This is a genomic window from Anoxybacillus tepidamans PS2, from assembly GCF_000620165.1.
GTDB lineage: Bacteria > Bacillota > Bacilli > Bacillales > Anoxybacillaceae > Anoxybacteroides > Anoxybacteroides tepidamans_A.
Genome location: NZ_JHVN01000006.1, coordinates 33361 through 47439, shown reverse-complemented (window position 1 = coordinate 47439; position 14079 = coordinate 33361). Strand labels below are relative to the sequence as shown.

Annotated in this window: 12 protein-coding genes and 1 pseudogene; 3 read left to right on the top strand and 10 right to left on the bottom strand. The window is 49.8% G+C overall.

Features of this window, described 5'->3' with window-relative positions; translation table 11 throughout:
- Positions 1–181: 181 nt before the first annotated feature.
- The 8 genes from hpaD to N667_RS0107835 form a co-directional block, all read right to left on the bottom strand.
- Positions 182–1171 (bottom strand): 3,4-dihydroxyphenylacetate 2,3-dioxygenase, encoded by a 990-nt coding sequence (hpaD, locus tag N667_RS0107870; protein ID WP_027409071.1) that lies wholly within the window; start codon positions 1169–1171, stop codon positions 182–184.
- Positions 1172–1186: 15 nt separating this feature from the next.
- Positions 1187–2677: a 4-hydroxyphenylacetate 3-monooxygenase, oxygenase component gene (gene hpaB, locus N667_RS0107865; protein ID WP_027409070.1), complete on the bottom strand. Its 1491-nt coding sequence runs from the start codon at positions 2675–2677 to the stop codon at positions 1187–1189.
- Positions 2678–2724: 47 nt separating this feature from the next.
- On the bottom strand, positions 2725–3180 hold the full coding sequence (locus tag N667_RS0107860) for a pyridoxamine 5'-phosphate oxidase family protein (protein ID WP_027409069.1): 456 nt from the start codon (positions 3178–3180) through the stop codon (positions 2725–2727).
- Between the two features lie 103 nt (positions 3181–3283).
- Entirely contained in the window at positions 3284–4765 is a 1482-nt protein-coding gene (gene hpaE, locus N667_RS0107855; protein WP_035098405.1) for a 5-carboxymethyl-2-hydroxymuconate semialdehyde dehydrogenase, read from the bottom strand.
- Positions 4746–5543: a fumarylacetoacetate hydrolase family protein gene (locus N667_RS0107850; RefSeq protein WP_027409067.1), complete on the bottom strand. Its 798-nt coding sequence runs from the start codon at positions 5541–5543 to the stop codon at positions 4746–4748. Before N667_RS0107850 ends, hpaE begins: the two co-directional genes overlap by 20 nt.
- Positions 5544–6464: a 2,4-dihydroxyhept-2-ene-1,7-dioic acid aldolase gene (gene hpaI / locus N667_RS0107845; RefSeq protein WP_027409066.1), complete on the bottom strand. Its 921-nt coding sequence runs from the start codon at positions 6462–6464 to the stop codon at positions 5544–5546.
- Between the two features lie 138 nt (positions 6465–6602).
- On the bottom strand, positions 6603–7295 hold the full coding sequence (locus N667_RS18410; protein ID WP_035098403.1) for a GntR family transcriptional regulator: 693 nt from the start codon (positions 7293–7295) through the stop codon (positions 6603–6605).
- A gap of 273 nt (positions 7296–7568) precedes the next feature.
- A complete protein-coding gene (locus tag N667_RS0107835) occupies positions 7569–8975 on the bottom strand; it encodes a PLP-dependent aminotransferase family protein (protein WP_027409065.1) in 1407 nt (468 codons plus the stop codon).
- Between the two features lie 105 nt (positions 8976–9080).
- Between N667_RS0107835 and N667_RS0107830 the strand changes: the two genes are divergently transcribed.
- Positions 9081–9638: a pyridoxamine 5'-phosphate oxidase family protein gene (locus tag N667_RS0107830; protein WP_027409064.1), complete on the top strand. Its 558-nt coding sequence runs from the start codon at positions 9081–9083 to the stop codon at positions 9636–9638.
- 150 nt (positions 9639–9788) lie between these two features.
- On the opposite strand, the gene megL is transcribed toward N667_RS0107830, so the two are convergent.
- Complete coding sequence (gene megL, locus N667_RS0107825; RefSeq protein WP_027409063.1) at positions 9789–10979, bottom strand: methionine gamma-lyase; 1191 nt, start codon at positions 10977–10979, stop codon at positions 9789–9791.
- A gap of 501 nt (positions 10980–11480) precedes the next feature.
- Between megL and proB the strand changes: the two genes are divergently transcribed.
- Both proB and N667_RS0107810 read left to right on the top strand, forming a co-directional pair.
- On the top strand, positions 11481–12605 hold the full coding sequence (proB, locus tag N667_RS0107815; RefSeq protein ID WP_027409062.1) for a glutamate 5-kinase: 1125 nt from the start codon (positions 11481–11483) through the stop codon (positions 12603–12605).
- 49 nt (positions 12606–12654) lie between these two features.
- Positions 12655–13896 (top strand): glutamate-5-semialdehyde dehydrogenase, encoded by a 1242-nt coding sequence (locus N667_RS0107810; protein WP_027409061.1) that lies wholly within the window; start codon positions 12655–12657, stop codon positions 13894–13896.
- Between the two features lie 35 nt (positions 13897–13931).
- Here the strand turns inward: N667_RS0107810 and N667_RS20140 are convergent.
- Positions 13932–14039, bottom strand: a pseudogene (locus N667_RS20140) (DUF4085 family protein); the annotation flags it as partial.
- Positions 14040–14079 lie beyond the last annotated feature (40 nt).

Below are 14079 nucleotides of genomic sequence, written 5' to 3'. Positions count from 1 at the left end.
ATTACGTTTATATAACGTTATAAGTGTTTTGTATCATATTTAAGTTTAAAATATCTCTAATATTGTTAATTGTCAATTACTTTTTACTAATAACTTTTTGACTATTTAGACTATTTTGAGAGGGGATTTTGTTTTAGCACCCCACTAAAAAAAAGGAGGATGGTCTCCTCCTTCATTGAATTCATACCATTTCTTTTCTTTTAGGTGACAACGGCTTCGGTTCAATTAGTTCTCCCGTTAAAATATCCTGAACAGGTGCGGCTTCTGTCTTCCAGCTCACAGGAGGCTCCGTCCCCCAAAAGGTAGCGCGCTGCGGATCGTCTAAATGCCATTTCACCGGCTCCCAATCCGGATCATTGGTAAAGTAATCGCCAGTGTAAAGCTCAATTCGATTGCCATCCGGGTCGCGCACATATACAAAAAATGCGTTCGATGTGCCGTGCCGTCCTGGTGAACGTTCAATGTTGCGCGCATACCCCATGGCTGCCAAATGGTCGCATGCATCTAAAATCGTTTTCGCATCGTCCATCCAAAAGCCCGTATGGTGATAGCGCGGCCCCTTTTCACTAATGAGCGCCAAATCGTGGACGCTCGGCTTGCGGTGCATCCACGCTGCCCACATCCGCTCATCATCGCCGTAGCCTTGGACCGTATATTCGCTTGTCATAAATCCTAAATGTTCGCTATACCAGCGATACACTTCGTCAATATTGGTCACAAGGCAGTTCGCATGGTCGATGCGCTTAATTTTCGTATTGCGATGCAAATGGTATTTTTGCAGCATTCTCTCCGCTTTTTCCATCGCGAAGAAAAATTCGACAGGCAGCCCGCCCGGATCTTGAATGCGAAGCGCTCTCCCTTGCCCCCGTTCTTCATCTGGCTGCACCCATCTTTTTTTAACGCCTAATTGAGTAAATAATCGATCCAATTCATCCAAATCTTCATCGGCGCTCACGCGATACGAAATATGGTTTAAGCTTGCTTGTTCTCCTTTCGTCAAAACAAGGCAATGGTGGTTCGCATCTTCGAGGGCGCGAAGGTATAAATGATGTTCGTCGCGCTCGGTTTCAATCAATCCAAGCCCGTTGACGTAAAAATCACGCGCCCGCTCCAAATCGGTAACTGTCACCTCAACATGATGCAACCGGACAATATCGAAAGGTCTTTTCATCTGCCCTTCCCCCCGTTATGATAATGTGACTGAAGCAATGCCGGCACGCTTTTTCGCTCGGTCTAAAAACTCTTTGACTTGCTGTTTGTACGGCGCTTTATCATAATGGTCATAAAACACATTGGACATGCGGATTGGGTCGCCAAAGAAGTAGTATTCATACAGCGCTTGGCGGTTTCCGAACGCGCTGATTGCAATATCCCACGCAAGGCGATACAGCTGAACCCGTTCATAGCCGTCAATATTCGCTCCTTGCATGTAGCGGTGCATTAACGGACCAATTTCCGCATCTTCAAAATCTTGATGCGTCGGAATCGCCATTAAGCCGGACGCGCCTAAGATGCGAATGATTTCGACCATGCGCTGATACACTTTCGGAAACCAATTGCGCGCAGCATCAAGCGGCAAAAAGTCCGGCGTCATATTGCCGTATTGATCAAGTTTCGCGTCTTGTTCAGCGCGGTATAAATGGGAACGCATCGTTTCCAAAATGACCATCACTTCCGCCGCCTTTTCCTTGACATGCTGAAACGCCTCAAGGCCGGCCGCTTCAATAATGCTTAAAATAACGCCAAGCACAAATTCCGTTTTGGCGATATTTTTCGCAATCACTTGATGTGACATATGAACGACAGCGTTCGTTTCGCGGTAGGTTCGGTTGCATAAATCGGCGTTATGGATGATAAACACGCGCTCCCAAGGGATGAAGGCGTTTTCAAAGATGACGATCGCATCGCTTTCATCGAACTGCGCTCCCATCGGGTGATCCCATTGGTTTTTGCCGTAATCAAATGATTCGCGGCATACAAATTTGACCCCTGGCGTGTTGTTGGAAAAAGCGAAGGCCATGCAGTAAGGATCATCGTTGCTTGTTGCTTTGTTTAGCGTAGAAGGGTACAAGATGCATTCATCGGTAATGCCGCCGAGCGTCGCTAGCAGGCGGCAGCCGGACACGTAAATGCCGTCTGCATCTTTTTTGACAATTCTGGCTGATACGTGAGGATCTTTTTGCTCATGTTGGGCTTTGGCACGGTTCACTTGAGGATGGATGAGTGTGTGAGTTAGAGCTAAGTCGTTTTCGCGGACATATTCGTAATACTTCATGATGTTTTCGCCAAAATCGATGCCATCGTGGTTGCCTTGACGGAAAAACGATGCGGCAGATGCGAACGCCATGAGGCTTGTGTTGATATAATCAGGAGAACGTCCCATCATGCCGCCAGAATAGCGGGCCCACTCCGTAAACATTTCGCGCCGCGCGATTAAATCTTCTTTTGTTTTTGGAGCGATGAAGGAAAGCCCGACCAGTTCCCCTGTCGTTGGCGATGTGTACAACATTTTCTCGCGTTTTTCATATTGCAGATCGTACAAATCCGCGACTGAGCGAGCCACATTTTTAAACGCCGGATGCTCCGTCGGATCTTCTACGCGCTGTCCGTCAATGTAAATATTGTTTTTCGCTTCTTTCAACGCTTTTAAATATTGCTCCCCTGTTCTTGCAGGCATCAACATCTCCCCCTTTATTGATCGAATTTTGCGCTTGGCAAAAAAGTTCACGCAAGCAGCGCCGCATATACTTCTTCATCAAGTTTTTTCGCTTTTTCAACATTATACGTTTTTTCATACGCGGGTTCTGTCGTAATTTTGGAGCCCCAAAACATGCTGTCCAAAATCATTTCGACAACCGCTTCGATTTTCGCCAGCTTCAACGGCACGCCCGGCATCACGTCTTCGATGACCGATGCTGTCGCATGGATCGAGTAGACGGAGCCCATTCCGATCACCGTCAACACGACGCGCGGATTAGCTCGAATGTTCGACACGATGCGCGAATTTGTCGAAACAGCGAAGCGAAGCGTTTGTTCGTTGACGCTTTTCACCCATGAGATCGCCGCCACGTTCGGAACATTCCCTCCCGGCTCGACCGTTGTAAGAAGCACAAGCTTTTCTCCTGATAAAAATTTCATCCATTCTTTCGATAAGGACGTAATGAGTTCCTCTTTTGCCATTTTGTTTCCCCCTTGTTTGACGACCAAGGTTTATACTCAGAAATGTTGTCTTTTTTAAGGGGAAGCTGCATGAAAGCGGAACTTCCCCGTTTCTTTGTAAAAACTACTTCCCAAACTGCGGAATATGGTGATCGCCGATCGCGACGTGAATCACTTTCGGCTCGGTATAAAACTCAAACGCGTAATGTCCGCCTTCACGGCCGATGCCGCTCGCTTTCATGCCGCCGAACGGAATACGCAAATCGCGAACGTTTTGTGCGTTGACCCACACCATGCCCGATTCCATCGCTTGAGCGACGCGATGCGCTTTTTTAACATCGTTCGTCCAAATGTAAGCGGCAAGCCCGTATTTGACGTCGTTCGCCATGCGGATGACTTCTTCCTCGGAGTCAAAAGCGATAACCGCCATCACGGGACCGAAAATTTCTTCCTGGCATACGCGCATCTCGTTTTTCGCTCCCAACAGCAGCGTCGGGGCGACGAAATTGCCGCGATTTAACTCATCCGGCACTCGTCCGCTGTACACCTCGCACCCTTCTTCTGCCGCAAGCGAGATATATCCGGTCACTTTTTTCCAATGGTCTTGATGGATAAGCGGGCCGACTTGCGTGCGCGCATCGAGCGGATCGCCGATGCGGATGTTGGCCACCCGCTCTTTCAATGCCTTTTCAAATCGCTGTTGAATGGAACGGTGAACAAATACGCGGGAATTGGCCGTGCAGCGCTCGCCGTTGAACGAGAAGATGCCCCATACGGCCGCATCTAAAGCGCGATCAAAATCGGCGTCGTCAAAGACGATCAGCGGCGACTTTCCGCCTAGTTCCATCGACGTCCGCTTCATCGTATCGGCGGCATTTTTCATGATGATAGATCCGGTCGTTGTTTCACCTGTGAACGAAATGGCAGCCACATCCGGATGAGCGACGAGAGCGGCGCCTGCGGTTTCGCCAAATCCATGTACGACATTAAACACACCTTTTGGCAATCCAGCTTCATCGATGAGTTGTGCGAGTTTATGGGCGGTCAGAGGGGATAGTTCGGCAGGTTTTAGTACGACGGTGTTTCCTGTGGCTAAGGCAGGTGCGACTTTCCACGTCTCAAGCATAAATGGCGCATTCCAAGGGGTAATGAGTCCGACCACCCCTAAAGGCTGGTATACGGTATAGTTGATAAATTCATCATCTTGTTGGTACGCTTCACCGACCAAGCGAGCGCGCACCATCGCGGCGTAAAAGCGGAAATTTTCTGCGGACCGCGCGATCATTTTCCGCGTCTGGCTGATCGGAAGTCCCGTGTCGACTGATTCTAAATAGGCGATTTCTTCGACATTCGCATCAATGAGCGCGGCGATCCGTTCAATGTAGCGCAGCCGCTCCGCGGTTTTCATCGTCCCCCAGGGACCGTTATGAAACGCTTCCTTGGCGGCTTGCACAGCGCGGTCGATATCCGCGCTATTCCCAGATGCGACGCTGTTGATCACCTCGTTCGTGAACGGATTGATGTTTTCAAACATTTCGCCTGAAGCGCTGGCAACAAACTCCCCGCCAATGTATAAAGGAATGTCGTTAATCTTGTTGAACGACATATGCCTCACCTCGATTCGCTTCTTTTGTTCGGCCATCAAGCACATAGTTTTCCAACGCGCCGAGCCCGTCGATTTCCAGACGGACCACATCGCCCGGATAAATGTGCGACAATCCTTTTGGCGTTCCTGTCAATAAAATGTCGTTCGGCTCAAGCGTCATGAACGAGCTGATAAATTCGATCAATTCCGGAATCGAGTACATCAAATCTTTCGTATTGCCCCGCTGGCGCAACTCGCCGTTGACATACGTGCGCAACTCTAAATTGTTCACATCGGCGACATCGTCTTTGTCGACAAAAAACGGTCCCAACGGCCCGAACGTATCGTGGCCTTTCGCGCGAACCGGCGGACGGTAAAAGTTGTTGACAAAATCGCGCACGGTCACGTCATTGGCAATCGTGTAGCCGCTAATATAGTCGAACGCTTCCTCCTTTTTGACGTTTCGCGCATACTTTCCGATGACGACAGCGAGTTCATTTTCGTAATGCATATATGTAGCGCCGTTTGGGTAATAAATCGGGGCTTTATGGCCGATGACAGAACTATTCGGCTTGATAAACAGCACCGGCTCGGACGGCTTCTCCAATCCAAGCTCCTCTGCGTGATCAGCAAAATTTAGCGCAAGGCCGATGATTTTATTCGGCTTTACAGGCGGCAGCCATACTTGAATGTCAGAAAGCGCATACTGCTTTCCGCCTGCTGAAACAATATGTGTTCCCTCTTGATTCAACGTGCCGGTCTGTTCCCTTCCGTCCGCGATAAAACGAGCATGTTTCATTTATCGATTCCCCGCTTTCTCTAAAAGTCCATAGCTTGCAAGCACCTCACGGATTTCTTGCTGCAGTTCTTCAGATGGCAAATCCATCGGCAAGCGCAATTTCGGATAAATTTTTCCCATCATGCCGAGCGCTGCCTTTAACGGCGCCGGATTCGTATCTTTAAAAAGCACATCGTTGAGCGGCATCAATTCATAATGCAGCTTTTGGGCTCGCTTCACATCACCACTAACCCATGCGTTATACACATCCGCCACTTTTTCCGGAGCGACGTTGGCCGTGGCGCTGATATACCCTGCCCCGCCAATTGCGAGCATCGGATAACATAAAAGTTCAATGCCGGAGTACAAAAGGAAATCGCGGCCGCAATAAAGCAATACGCGATTGACGTGTTCAAAATCTTTGTTCGATTCTTTCACGCCGATAATATTTGGGCAATCCTCTTTTAAGCGCGCCAATGTTTTCACTTCCAAGTTGACAGCTGTCCGGCCTGGAATGTTGTAGACGATGATCGGAATGTCGACCGCATCGGCGATCGCTTTAAAATGTTTGTAGAGCGCGTGCTGCGACGGGCGGTTATAATATGGCACGATGACCATCGCGGCATCCGCCCCCATCTCTTGGGCGAGCTTTGTCAAATGAAGCGTTTCTGCATGATTCGTAGAACCGGTGCCTGGCACAACCGGAACGCGCCCTTTTGCCGCTTTTATCGCCGTTTCCATGACGCGCTCCCGCTCCTGCAACGTAAGCGAACTCGGCTCCCCTGTCGTTCCGGTGACGGAAATACCGTGGCTGCCGCTTTCAATATGCCAGTCGATTAGCTGCTCCAACGTTTTATAATCGACCTCATCATTCTCGAGAAACGGTGTCACAATCGGCGCGATCGAACCGCGAAGGCGCTCTTTCGCTTCAGCAACAGACATCAAAACAACCCACTCCTTTTAAAAATTTAAAATTTTCAGACTTGTATTTTTAAAAAATTTTTCCCGTTGCGGGATGATTAGCGCAGCAGCGGCCACCGCAAACTGGAAGCGGCGGTCGGCTGTGTCCACCTCCTTTCATCATTCAAAAAAGGCGATGCGCTCTTGCTTTTCCTGTTCACGCACATGTTGACGATAGGCTTCGAGCGTGTTTAATTTGTGGTTTCTCGCCAATTGATCGATGGCCGCAAAATCGGCGCCCTGTTCGATCAGCGCGATGATTTGTTCATGCTCTTGAATCGATTCGCGCGCCCGCATCGGAATAAATGCCGTTCCCATGCGGCGGATCGAATCGATGCGCGCATGCACCGCTTCAATCGTTTCAAGCAAAAACGGATTGCCGCAATAATCATAAATGAACCGGTGAAACTTTCGATTCAATTGGCCAAAGTGGCGGAAATCAAACGCATCGAGCGCCTCCCGCATTTCTTCATTCATGCGGCGCAGTTCAGCGAGCTGTTCGCGCGGAAATCGCGGCGCGCTTAACGCCGTCGCATAGCCGGATAGCACGGCTAAAACCGATAGCGCTTCTAAGTAGCGCTCATGGTCGATCGGTGTGACGATCGCCCCGATATTTGGCTTGTTTTGAATCAGCCCCTCTTCCTCTAATTTTTTGAGCGCTTCGCGAACCGGAATGATGCTAACCGACAGTTCGGCGGCAAGTTGGCTTGTGACCACCCGCTGCCCCGGTGCATAAACGCCGGTCATAATGCGCTCGCGGATGATTTCATACGCATGTTGTTGTTTGTTGAGTTTTTTAGATTCCTTTTTCATAGTTTTATCATAGTGGAAATTTTATAAATTTTCAATAAAAATGTTATAAAAAAATATAAGATTTTTAATAAAAAAGCTAAGGCGCCACGTTCAGCCGCGCACGCCAAATGTTCTCCGGCCACATGAAGTGCCACGCACTTCGAGGACGGAGGTTATTTGGCGTAAAGCGGCTTGGCGCCGATGCTAGATTCCACCAAAAAGCGATGGCGGGGCGATTAGTCGCCGATGCATTCCAATAAAAAAGCATTCGCCTTTTTGACGAATGCCTTTGAATTAAGAGGGCAAGACAATTTTTTTCAACCGCCGCACGCCTTCGCGGATGTCGCTTTCGCTCATGCCGCCAAAACCTAACAAAATATAAGGCGGGGCGACCCGAGCGGGATCAAACCAATATTTGGACGCGGAGTAAATGTGGATGCCTTCGCTTTTGGCGCCGACCACCAATTCCTCGACATCCTCGATGTGCCTAAAGCGAACAAGCAAATGCAGCCCGGCTTTATCGCCGATAATGTCGGCTTTCTCACCAAATTGCTCGCGGATGACCTCGATTAGCGCCTGCCGCTTTTTCGCATATACGTTGCGCATTTTGCGGATATGCCGCTCCAAATGGCCTTTTTGCATAAACAAGGCAAGCGCCTTTTGCACAACCGTCGCCACCGGCTGGTTGTAGTTGTGAAACGTCTGTTGAAACGTCGGAAGCAAACGCACTGGTAACACCATGTAACAGACGCGAAGCGCCGGCGTGAGCATTTTCGAAAACGTGCCGATATAGATGACCCGATCTTGCGTATCAAGCGCTTTTAAAGCGGGAATCGGTTTCCCTTCGTAGCGGAACTCGCTGTCGTAATCGTCTTCAATAATGAAGGCATTTTTCGCCTCGGCCCACTTTAATAGTTTTTGCCGCTTGCCAATCGGCAGCACCATCCCAAGCGGCAACTGATGCGATGGCGTGACGTAGGCGATGTTGGCATCGCTTTCTTCTAATGCGGCGATGTTTAAACCGTCTTTATCGAGCGAAATCGGAATCAACCGATAACGATGGTTCGCAAACACCGTACGAATGCCGTCATAGGACGGATTCTCCATAGCGACCACATTCGTCTTTGGCGAAAACAATTGACAAAGAAGCCCTGTCATTTGGTGAATACCGGCGCCAATGACGATTTGCTCATAAGAACAATGAATGCCGCGCGCTTGAAACAAATAGCGGGCAATTTGCTGGCGCAGCCCGATTTCTCCTTGCCGCTCGCCGTACCAAAGCAACTCTTCCGGCGGCGCATCCAGCGCTTCGTTCATACAGGCACGCCACGCTCGCAGCGGAAACTGCGACACGTCGATATGCCCGTAGCGAAAATCATAGCGCGGTTTGACGCTAGGAAGCGGCGCCGGTGTCACCGTTGGCTTTAATGCAACTATCGGCACCACATCATCATCTAATTCTTTTACCACAAATCCTTTGCGTGGCTGGCTTTCGATGTACCCTTCCGCTACAAGCTGCGCATAAGCGGCTTCAACGGTGTTGCGGCTAATGCGCAAATGTTTAGAAAGAGCACGCACAGAAGGAAGCGCCGTGCCAGCGCTAAGATGACCTTGCATCATTTCCCGTTTCATATATTCATATAGCTGCTCATACAGCGGCGTCCGTTGTCTGCTGTCTAAATGCGGGGTTAATTCAATCATTCCGCTCCTCCTGACCCTATTAAAATCTTGCAAACTGCCACTATCTATCATGCCAGAAACTTTTTACAATGATTATACCAAACAAAGGAAACAGGAGGAACCAACATGTATGAGTTCAGAAGACCGATGCTCGAATGCAAAGATGAAGCAAAAATTGCCGCGTTTTTATCGACCGCTGCCACCGGCTATTTAGGGCTCTCAGACGGGCAGGATCCTTACGTCGTTCCGCTCAATTTCGTTTGGTGGAACGGCGCCATCTACTTTCACGGCGCGATGGAAGGAAGAAAAATGGAAGTGCTGAAACGAAACGACCGCGCCTGCTTTACGGTGAGCGAACATTTCGGCACGATGGTGCATCCCGTCCCAGCGAACACGGATACGGGCTATATGAGCGTGATGCTGTTTGGCAAAGCGGAAATCGTCACTGATTTAAACGAAGCGACCGCCGCCATGCAGCAGCTTCTTGATAAATACGTGCCCGGCTACTTTTCCGCTCCGCTTGCAAAGCACCACGTCGATTCGTACCGCTCCTCAATGGGAAGCCGCACCGCCGTTGTGAAAATCGTGCCAACAGCGATGACCGCAAAAGAAAAACCGCTAAAAGAAGAGCGGTTATTTTATGAAGGAAGAAAAGTGGCGGATGATGCGGGAATGATGACCTGAATTGAAGCAAGAAAAAACCGCTTGCGGCCAAGATGGCTGGAAGCGGTTTTTTATAGACAGGTCGCATCGCCCGTTAATAGACACCTTTGTACGAGGGCTATCCTGCAAAAAGACTCCTTAACCTCCTCTGTTGTTAACACTGGCGTTTTATCACGCTTGGCATTGATCGAGAGCCTGCTCCAAATCGCTCCAAATGTCTTCCCACGCTTCTAAGCCAACCGACAAGCGAATGAGCGAGTCGCTGATGCCCATTTGTTTTCGCGCCTCTTCCGGAACGACCGCATGCGTCATCGTGGCCGGATGCTGGATCAGCGTTTCCGTATCGCCTAAGCTGACGGCGATATGAATGAGCTGCAGGCAATTTAAGAAACGCTGCGCATCTTCTTTTGTTCCTTTGATTTCAAAAGAAATCAAACCGCCGCCGCGCTTCATTTGCTTTCGGTAAATCGAAAAATCGCGATGGTCCGGGTCGCCTGGGTAGTAGACGTTTTCAACAAGCGGGTGTTTCTTGAGCTTCTCTACAATTTTTTCCGCGTTGTCGCAATGGCGATCCATGCGCACCGCGAGCGTCTTTATTCCGCGCAATAAAAGCCAGGCGTCAAACGGCGATAACACGCCGCCGATGTCTTTTTGCGTCGTTTTCGCAATTTCCGCCATTCGCTCTTTTGTTCCAACTGCGATGCCGGCAATGACATCACCGTGTCCGCCGATGTACTTTGTCGCGCTATGGATGACAATATCGCAGCCGATCGATAGCGGCCGCTGCAAATACGGTGAACAGAACGTGTTGTCGACAACGACCGCGATCCCATGTTCTTTTGCCACTTTGACGACCATTTCTAAATCGATCAATTTCATCGTCGGATTGATCGGCGTTTCCACATAAATGCACACCGTTTCCGGACGGATCAGCGCGCGGATTTGCTCTTCCGATTCCATCGCGCAAAAATCGTGGTCGATCCGATATTTTTCTTTCATCAACTGCAACAGGCCAAACGTACAGCCGTATACCCCTTGCGAACAAATGATGTGATCATTCGCTTTGGTGAGCGAAAGCAGCACAGCCGATACCGCCGCCATGCCGGAGCTGAACGCCAATGCCGCTTCCCCTTCTTCCAAACAAGCGATTTTTTCCTCTAGCGCCCGCACCGTCGGATTGGCAAGCCGCGAATAAATATACCCTTCCTCTTGGCCGGCAAAACGCGCCTCTCCTTGCTCCGCTGTATCGAAGGTAAATGTGGACGTTTGAAAAATCGGAACGGCTAAGCTGCCGAGATGTTCTTTCGTGTCATATCCGTGATGAATGGCTGTTGTTTCAAACCGTTTCCCCGTATGATTCATGAATAATCCCCCTATGTTAGAATCCTCTTTCAATTTTAGTATACGCTATGTGTTGATTTTTTGTAAGCGCTTTCTATCCGCTAGATCTTTCGTCCTATCAACCTCGACCAATCCATTTTTTTATTGACGAAACAACGTATAAAAGTTGTCCCATCTTTGTAAGCGTTATCACAAATTTTTCCATAAAAAATGCGCAAAACACCTTGACAAAGTTGGTTTTCCGTTAGATAATTCTGAGAAAAATGATCATGAAAACGGTACGGGACTAGTAAATCGATGGAACGTGCAAGAGAGTGGAATCCGCTGGCTGGAAGGTTCCTCACGGAAAGTCGGTTGAACCTGCCCTATTCGGCCGCTTATGCAAACATAAGCCGTCATCCCCACGTTACGGGGCAAAAGTGGGCGCTTGCTGCGCCAAAAAAGGTGGTACCGCGGAACGCTTTTTCCGTCCTTTTTAGAGGATGGGAGAAGCGTTTTTTATTTTGAAGAGGAGGTGGAATTATGAAAAAGCAGCGAGTGGTTGTAAAAATCGGAAGCAGTTCCTTGACAGACGAAAACGGACAGCTCTCACAAGAAAAATTACATGACCACGTCGAAGCGCTCGCCTATTTAAAACAGCTCGGTCATGAAGTGATTCTCATTTCTTCCGGGGCGGTGGCAGCCGGATTCGGAGCGCTTGGTTACCGCTTGCGGCCTAAAACGATTGCCGGCAAACAAGCGGCCGCCGCCGTCGGGCAAGGGTTACTTATGCAAAGTTATACATCTGCCTTTCGCTCCTTCGGCATTGTGACCGCGCAATTGTTGCTCACACGCGGCGATTTTTACGACCGCGAACGATTTCGCAATTTGTTTTCGGCCATGTCCGAGCTTCTTGCACGCGGCGCGCTGCCGATCATTAATGAAAACGACTCCGTTTCTGTCGAGGAATTGACGTTTGGCGACAACGATTTATTGTCAGCGCTAGTCAGCGGCTTTTTGCACGCCGATGCTTTAATTATTTTAACGGATATTAACGGTCTGTACGACGGAAATCCAAAAACAAATAAAGCGGTCAAAAAATATCACTTTCTCGCTGAAGTGACGGAGGAGATCATCGCTCAAGCGGGCGAAAGCGGCTCGGCGGTGGGAACCGGCGGCATGAAATCGAAGCTCTTGGCGGCGCAAAGAGCCTTGTCATTTGGCGTCAGCGTTTTTGTCGGAACCGGCAAAGGGAAAGAAAAGCTCCTCGATATTCTAGAAGGAAAAGGAGACGGAACATATATCGGCGCGCCGCAAGGGCATATGCAGCGACGAAAACAATGGATTGCCTACCATTCGCAGCCCGCCGGAACGATCGAAATCGACGAAGGAGCGGAAATGGCTCTGCTGCGCCGGGGAAAAAGCTTGCTGCCGGCAGGAGTAACCCGCGTGTTCGGATCGTTCCAGCCGCTTGATGTCGTCGAAGTCGTCAATCGAAAAGGCGATGTGATCGGCCGAGGACAAGTGTACTACTCCGCGGCGGACTTGCAAAAAGTGAAAGGGTTAGCGAGCGATGATGCGAAGCGCTATTCGCTTCATCAGCGCCCAGAGGTTATTCACCGCGACAACTGGGTCTGCTTAAAACAAGGTTCCGTCTCCTCACATTAAGCGCGTGAATGATATACTAAAAGTTTAAAAGAAAGGGGAATGTGAATAAATGAACGAACTGTTCGAAAAAGGGAAGCTGCTCAAACAAGCAGCGAAGCGATTGGCTGTATTGTCAACAGAAGAAAAAAATGAGGCGCTCTCTTTGATCGCTCAAGCTCTTGAGGGGCATAAACAAAAGATTCTTGCAGAAAACGAGAAGGATATGGCCGTCGGCCGGGAACAAGGCCTCTCCCCTTCCTTGCTTGACCGCTTGCGCTTGACTGAAGAGCGGATGATGCAAATCGTTGCCGGCGTCCGACAAGTCATCGATTTGCCAGATCCGATCGGCGAAACAATCGAAGAATGGACGCGGCCCAACGGATTGCGTCTAAAACACATTCGCGTGCCGCTCGGCGTTGTCGGCATGGTATATGAAGCGAGACCGAACGTGACGGTCGATGCCGCGATTCTTTGTTTAAAGACCGGAAACGCGGTCCTATTGCGCGGCAGCTCATCGGCCATTCACTCAAATCGGGCGCTTGTAGCCGTCATGCAAGAAGCGCTCGAGCAATCGAGCATCCCGAAAGAGGCGGTGCAACTATTGGAAGACACGAGCCGCGAGACAGCCCAGCACATGTTCCGTTTAAAGGAATATTTAGACGTGCTCATTCCGCGGGGGGGAGCCGGACTGATTCAATCGGTTGTTGAGAATGCCACCGTTCCTGTGTTGGAAACGGGCGTTGGCAACTGCCATATTTTCATTGACGAATCGGCGGAACAACAAATGGCGAGCGACATTGTCCTGAACGCCAAACTGCAGCGTCCGTCTGTATGCAACGCGGTCGAGACCGTATTGATTCACGAAAACTGGCCTTATATCGATGAACTCATGCACACGCTCTCAAACAAGGGAATTGAACTGCGCGGCGACGAGCGCCTTGCTGCGTTATACGCGTTTATTAATGAAGCAACGGAAGCCGACTGGAGTACGGAATTTTTAGCGCCGGTTTTGGCGGTAAAGCTTGTTAGCCATGTCGATGAAGCGATCGCCCATATCGACCGCTACGGCACGAAACATTCGGAAGCGATTATTTCCGAAAGCAAGCCAAATGTCGAGCGCTTTTTTGCCCATGTCGATGCCGCTGTGCTGTATCATAACGCTTCGACCCGCTTCACTGACGGCGAGCAGTTCGGCTACGGCGCGGAAATCGGCATTAGCACGCAAAAACTGCATGCCCGCGGTCCGATGGGCTTGCGCGCCATTACAACAACGAAAACGCTTGTATATGGAGAGGGGCATGTGCGAACATGAAACACGCCGCTTCCGTTTGAGGCGGAGCGGCGCATCTACACGATTATTTCCATCTTTACGTTTTCTGCTTCAATCGTCCATTCCATCAATGGCATGTCAAATAAGACGTGCAGCGCAAAGCCATTTTCTGTCGCATACACTTCCTCATAAAGCCATCATGCCCCTTCCAATGGCTCATGCATC

Excerpts from the sequence above, each read along its gene's own strand:
- N667_RS0107835 (WP_027409065.1), bottom strand. The coding sequence starts at position 8,975 with ATGATTGAATTAACCCCGCATTTAGACAGCAGACAACGGACGCCGCTG.
- hpaI (WP_027409066.1), bottom strand. The coding sequence starts at position 6,464 with ATGTCTGTTGCTGAAGCGAAAGAGCGCCTTCGCGGTTCGATCGCGCCG.
- N667_RS0107830 (WP_027409064.1), top strand. The coding sequence starts at position 9,081 with ATGTATGAGTTCAGAAGACCGATGCTCGAATGCAAAGATGAAGCAAAA.
- N667_RS0107850 (WP_027409067.1), bottom strand. The coding sequence starts at position 5,543 with ATGAAACATGCTCGTTTTATCGCGGACGGAAGGGAACAGACCGGCACG.
- hpaE (WP_035098405.1), bottom strand. The coding sequence starts at position 4,765 with ATGTCGTTCAACAAGATTAACGACATTCCTTTATACATTGGCGGGGAG.
- hpaB (WP_027409070.1), bottom strand. The coding sequence starts at position 2,677 with ATGCCTGCAAGAACAGGGGAGCAATATTTAAAAGCGTTGAAAGAAGCG.
- N667_RS0107810 (WP_027409061.1), top strand. The coding sequence starts at position 12,655 with ATGAACGAACTGTTCGAAAAAGGGAAGCTGCTCAAACAAGCAGCGAAG.
- N667_RS18410 (WP_035098403.1), bottom strand. The coding sequence starts at position 7,295 with ATGAAAAAGGAATCTAAAAAACTCAACAAACAACAACATGCGTATGAA.
- proB (WP_027409062.1), top strand. The coding sequence starts at position 11,481 with ATGAAAAAGCAGCGAGTGGTTGTAAAAATCGGAAGCAGTTCCTTGACA.
- hpaD (WP_027409071.1), bottom strand. The coding sequence starts at position 1,171 with ATGAAAAGACCTTTCGATATTGTCCGGTTGCATCATGTTGAGGTGACA.
- N667_RS0107860 (WP_027409069.1), bottom strand. The coding sequence starts at position 3,180 with ATGGCAAAAGAGGAACTCATTACGTCCTTATCGAAAGAATGGATGAAA.
- megL (WP_027409063.1), bottom strand. The coding sequence starts at position 10,979 with ATGAATCATACGGGGAAACGGTTTGAAACAACAGCCATTCATCACGGA.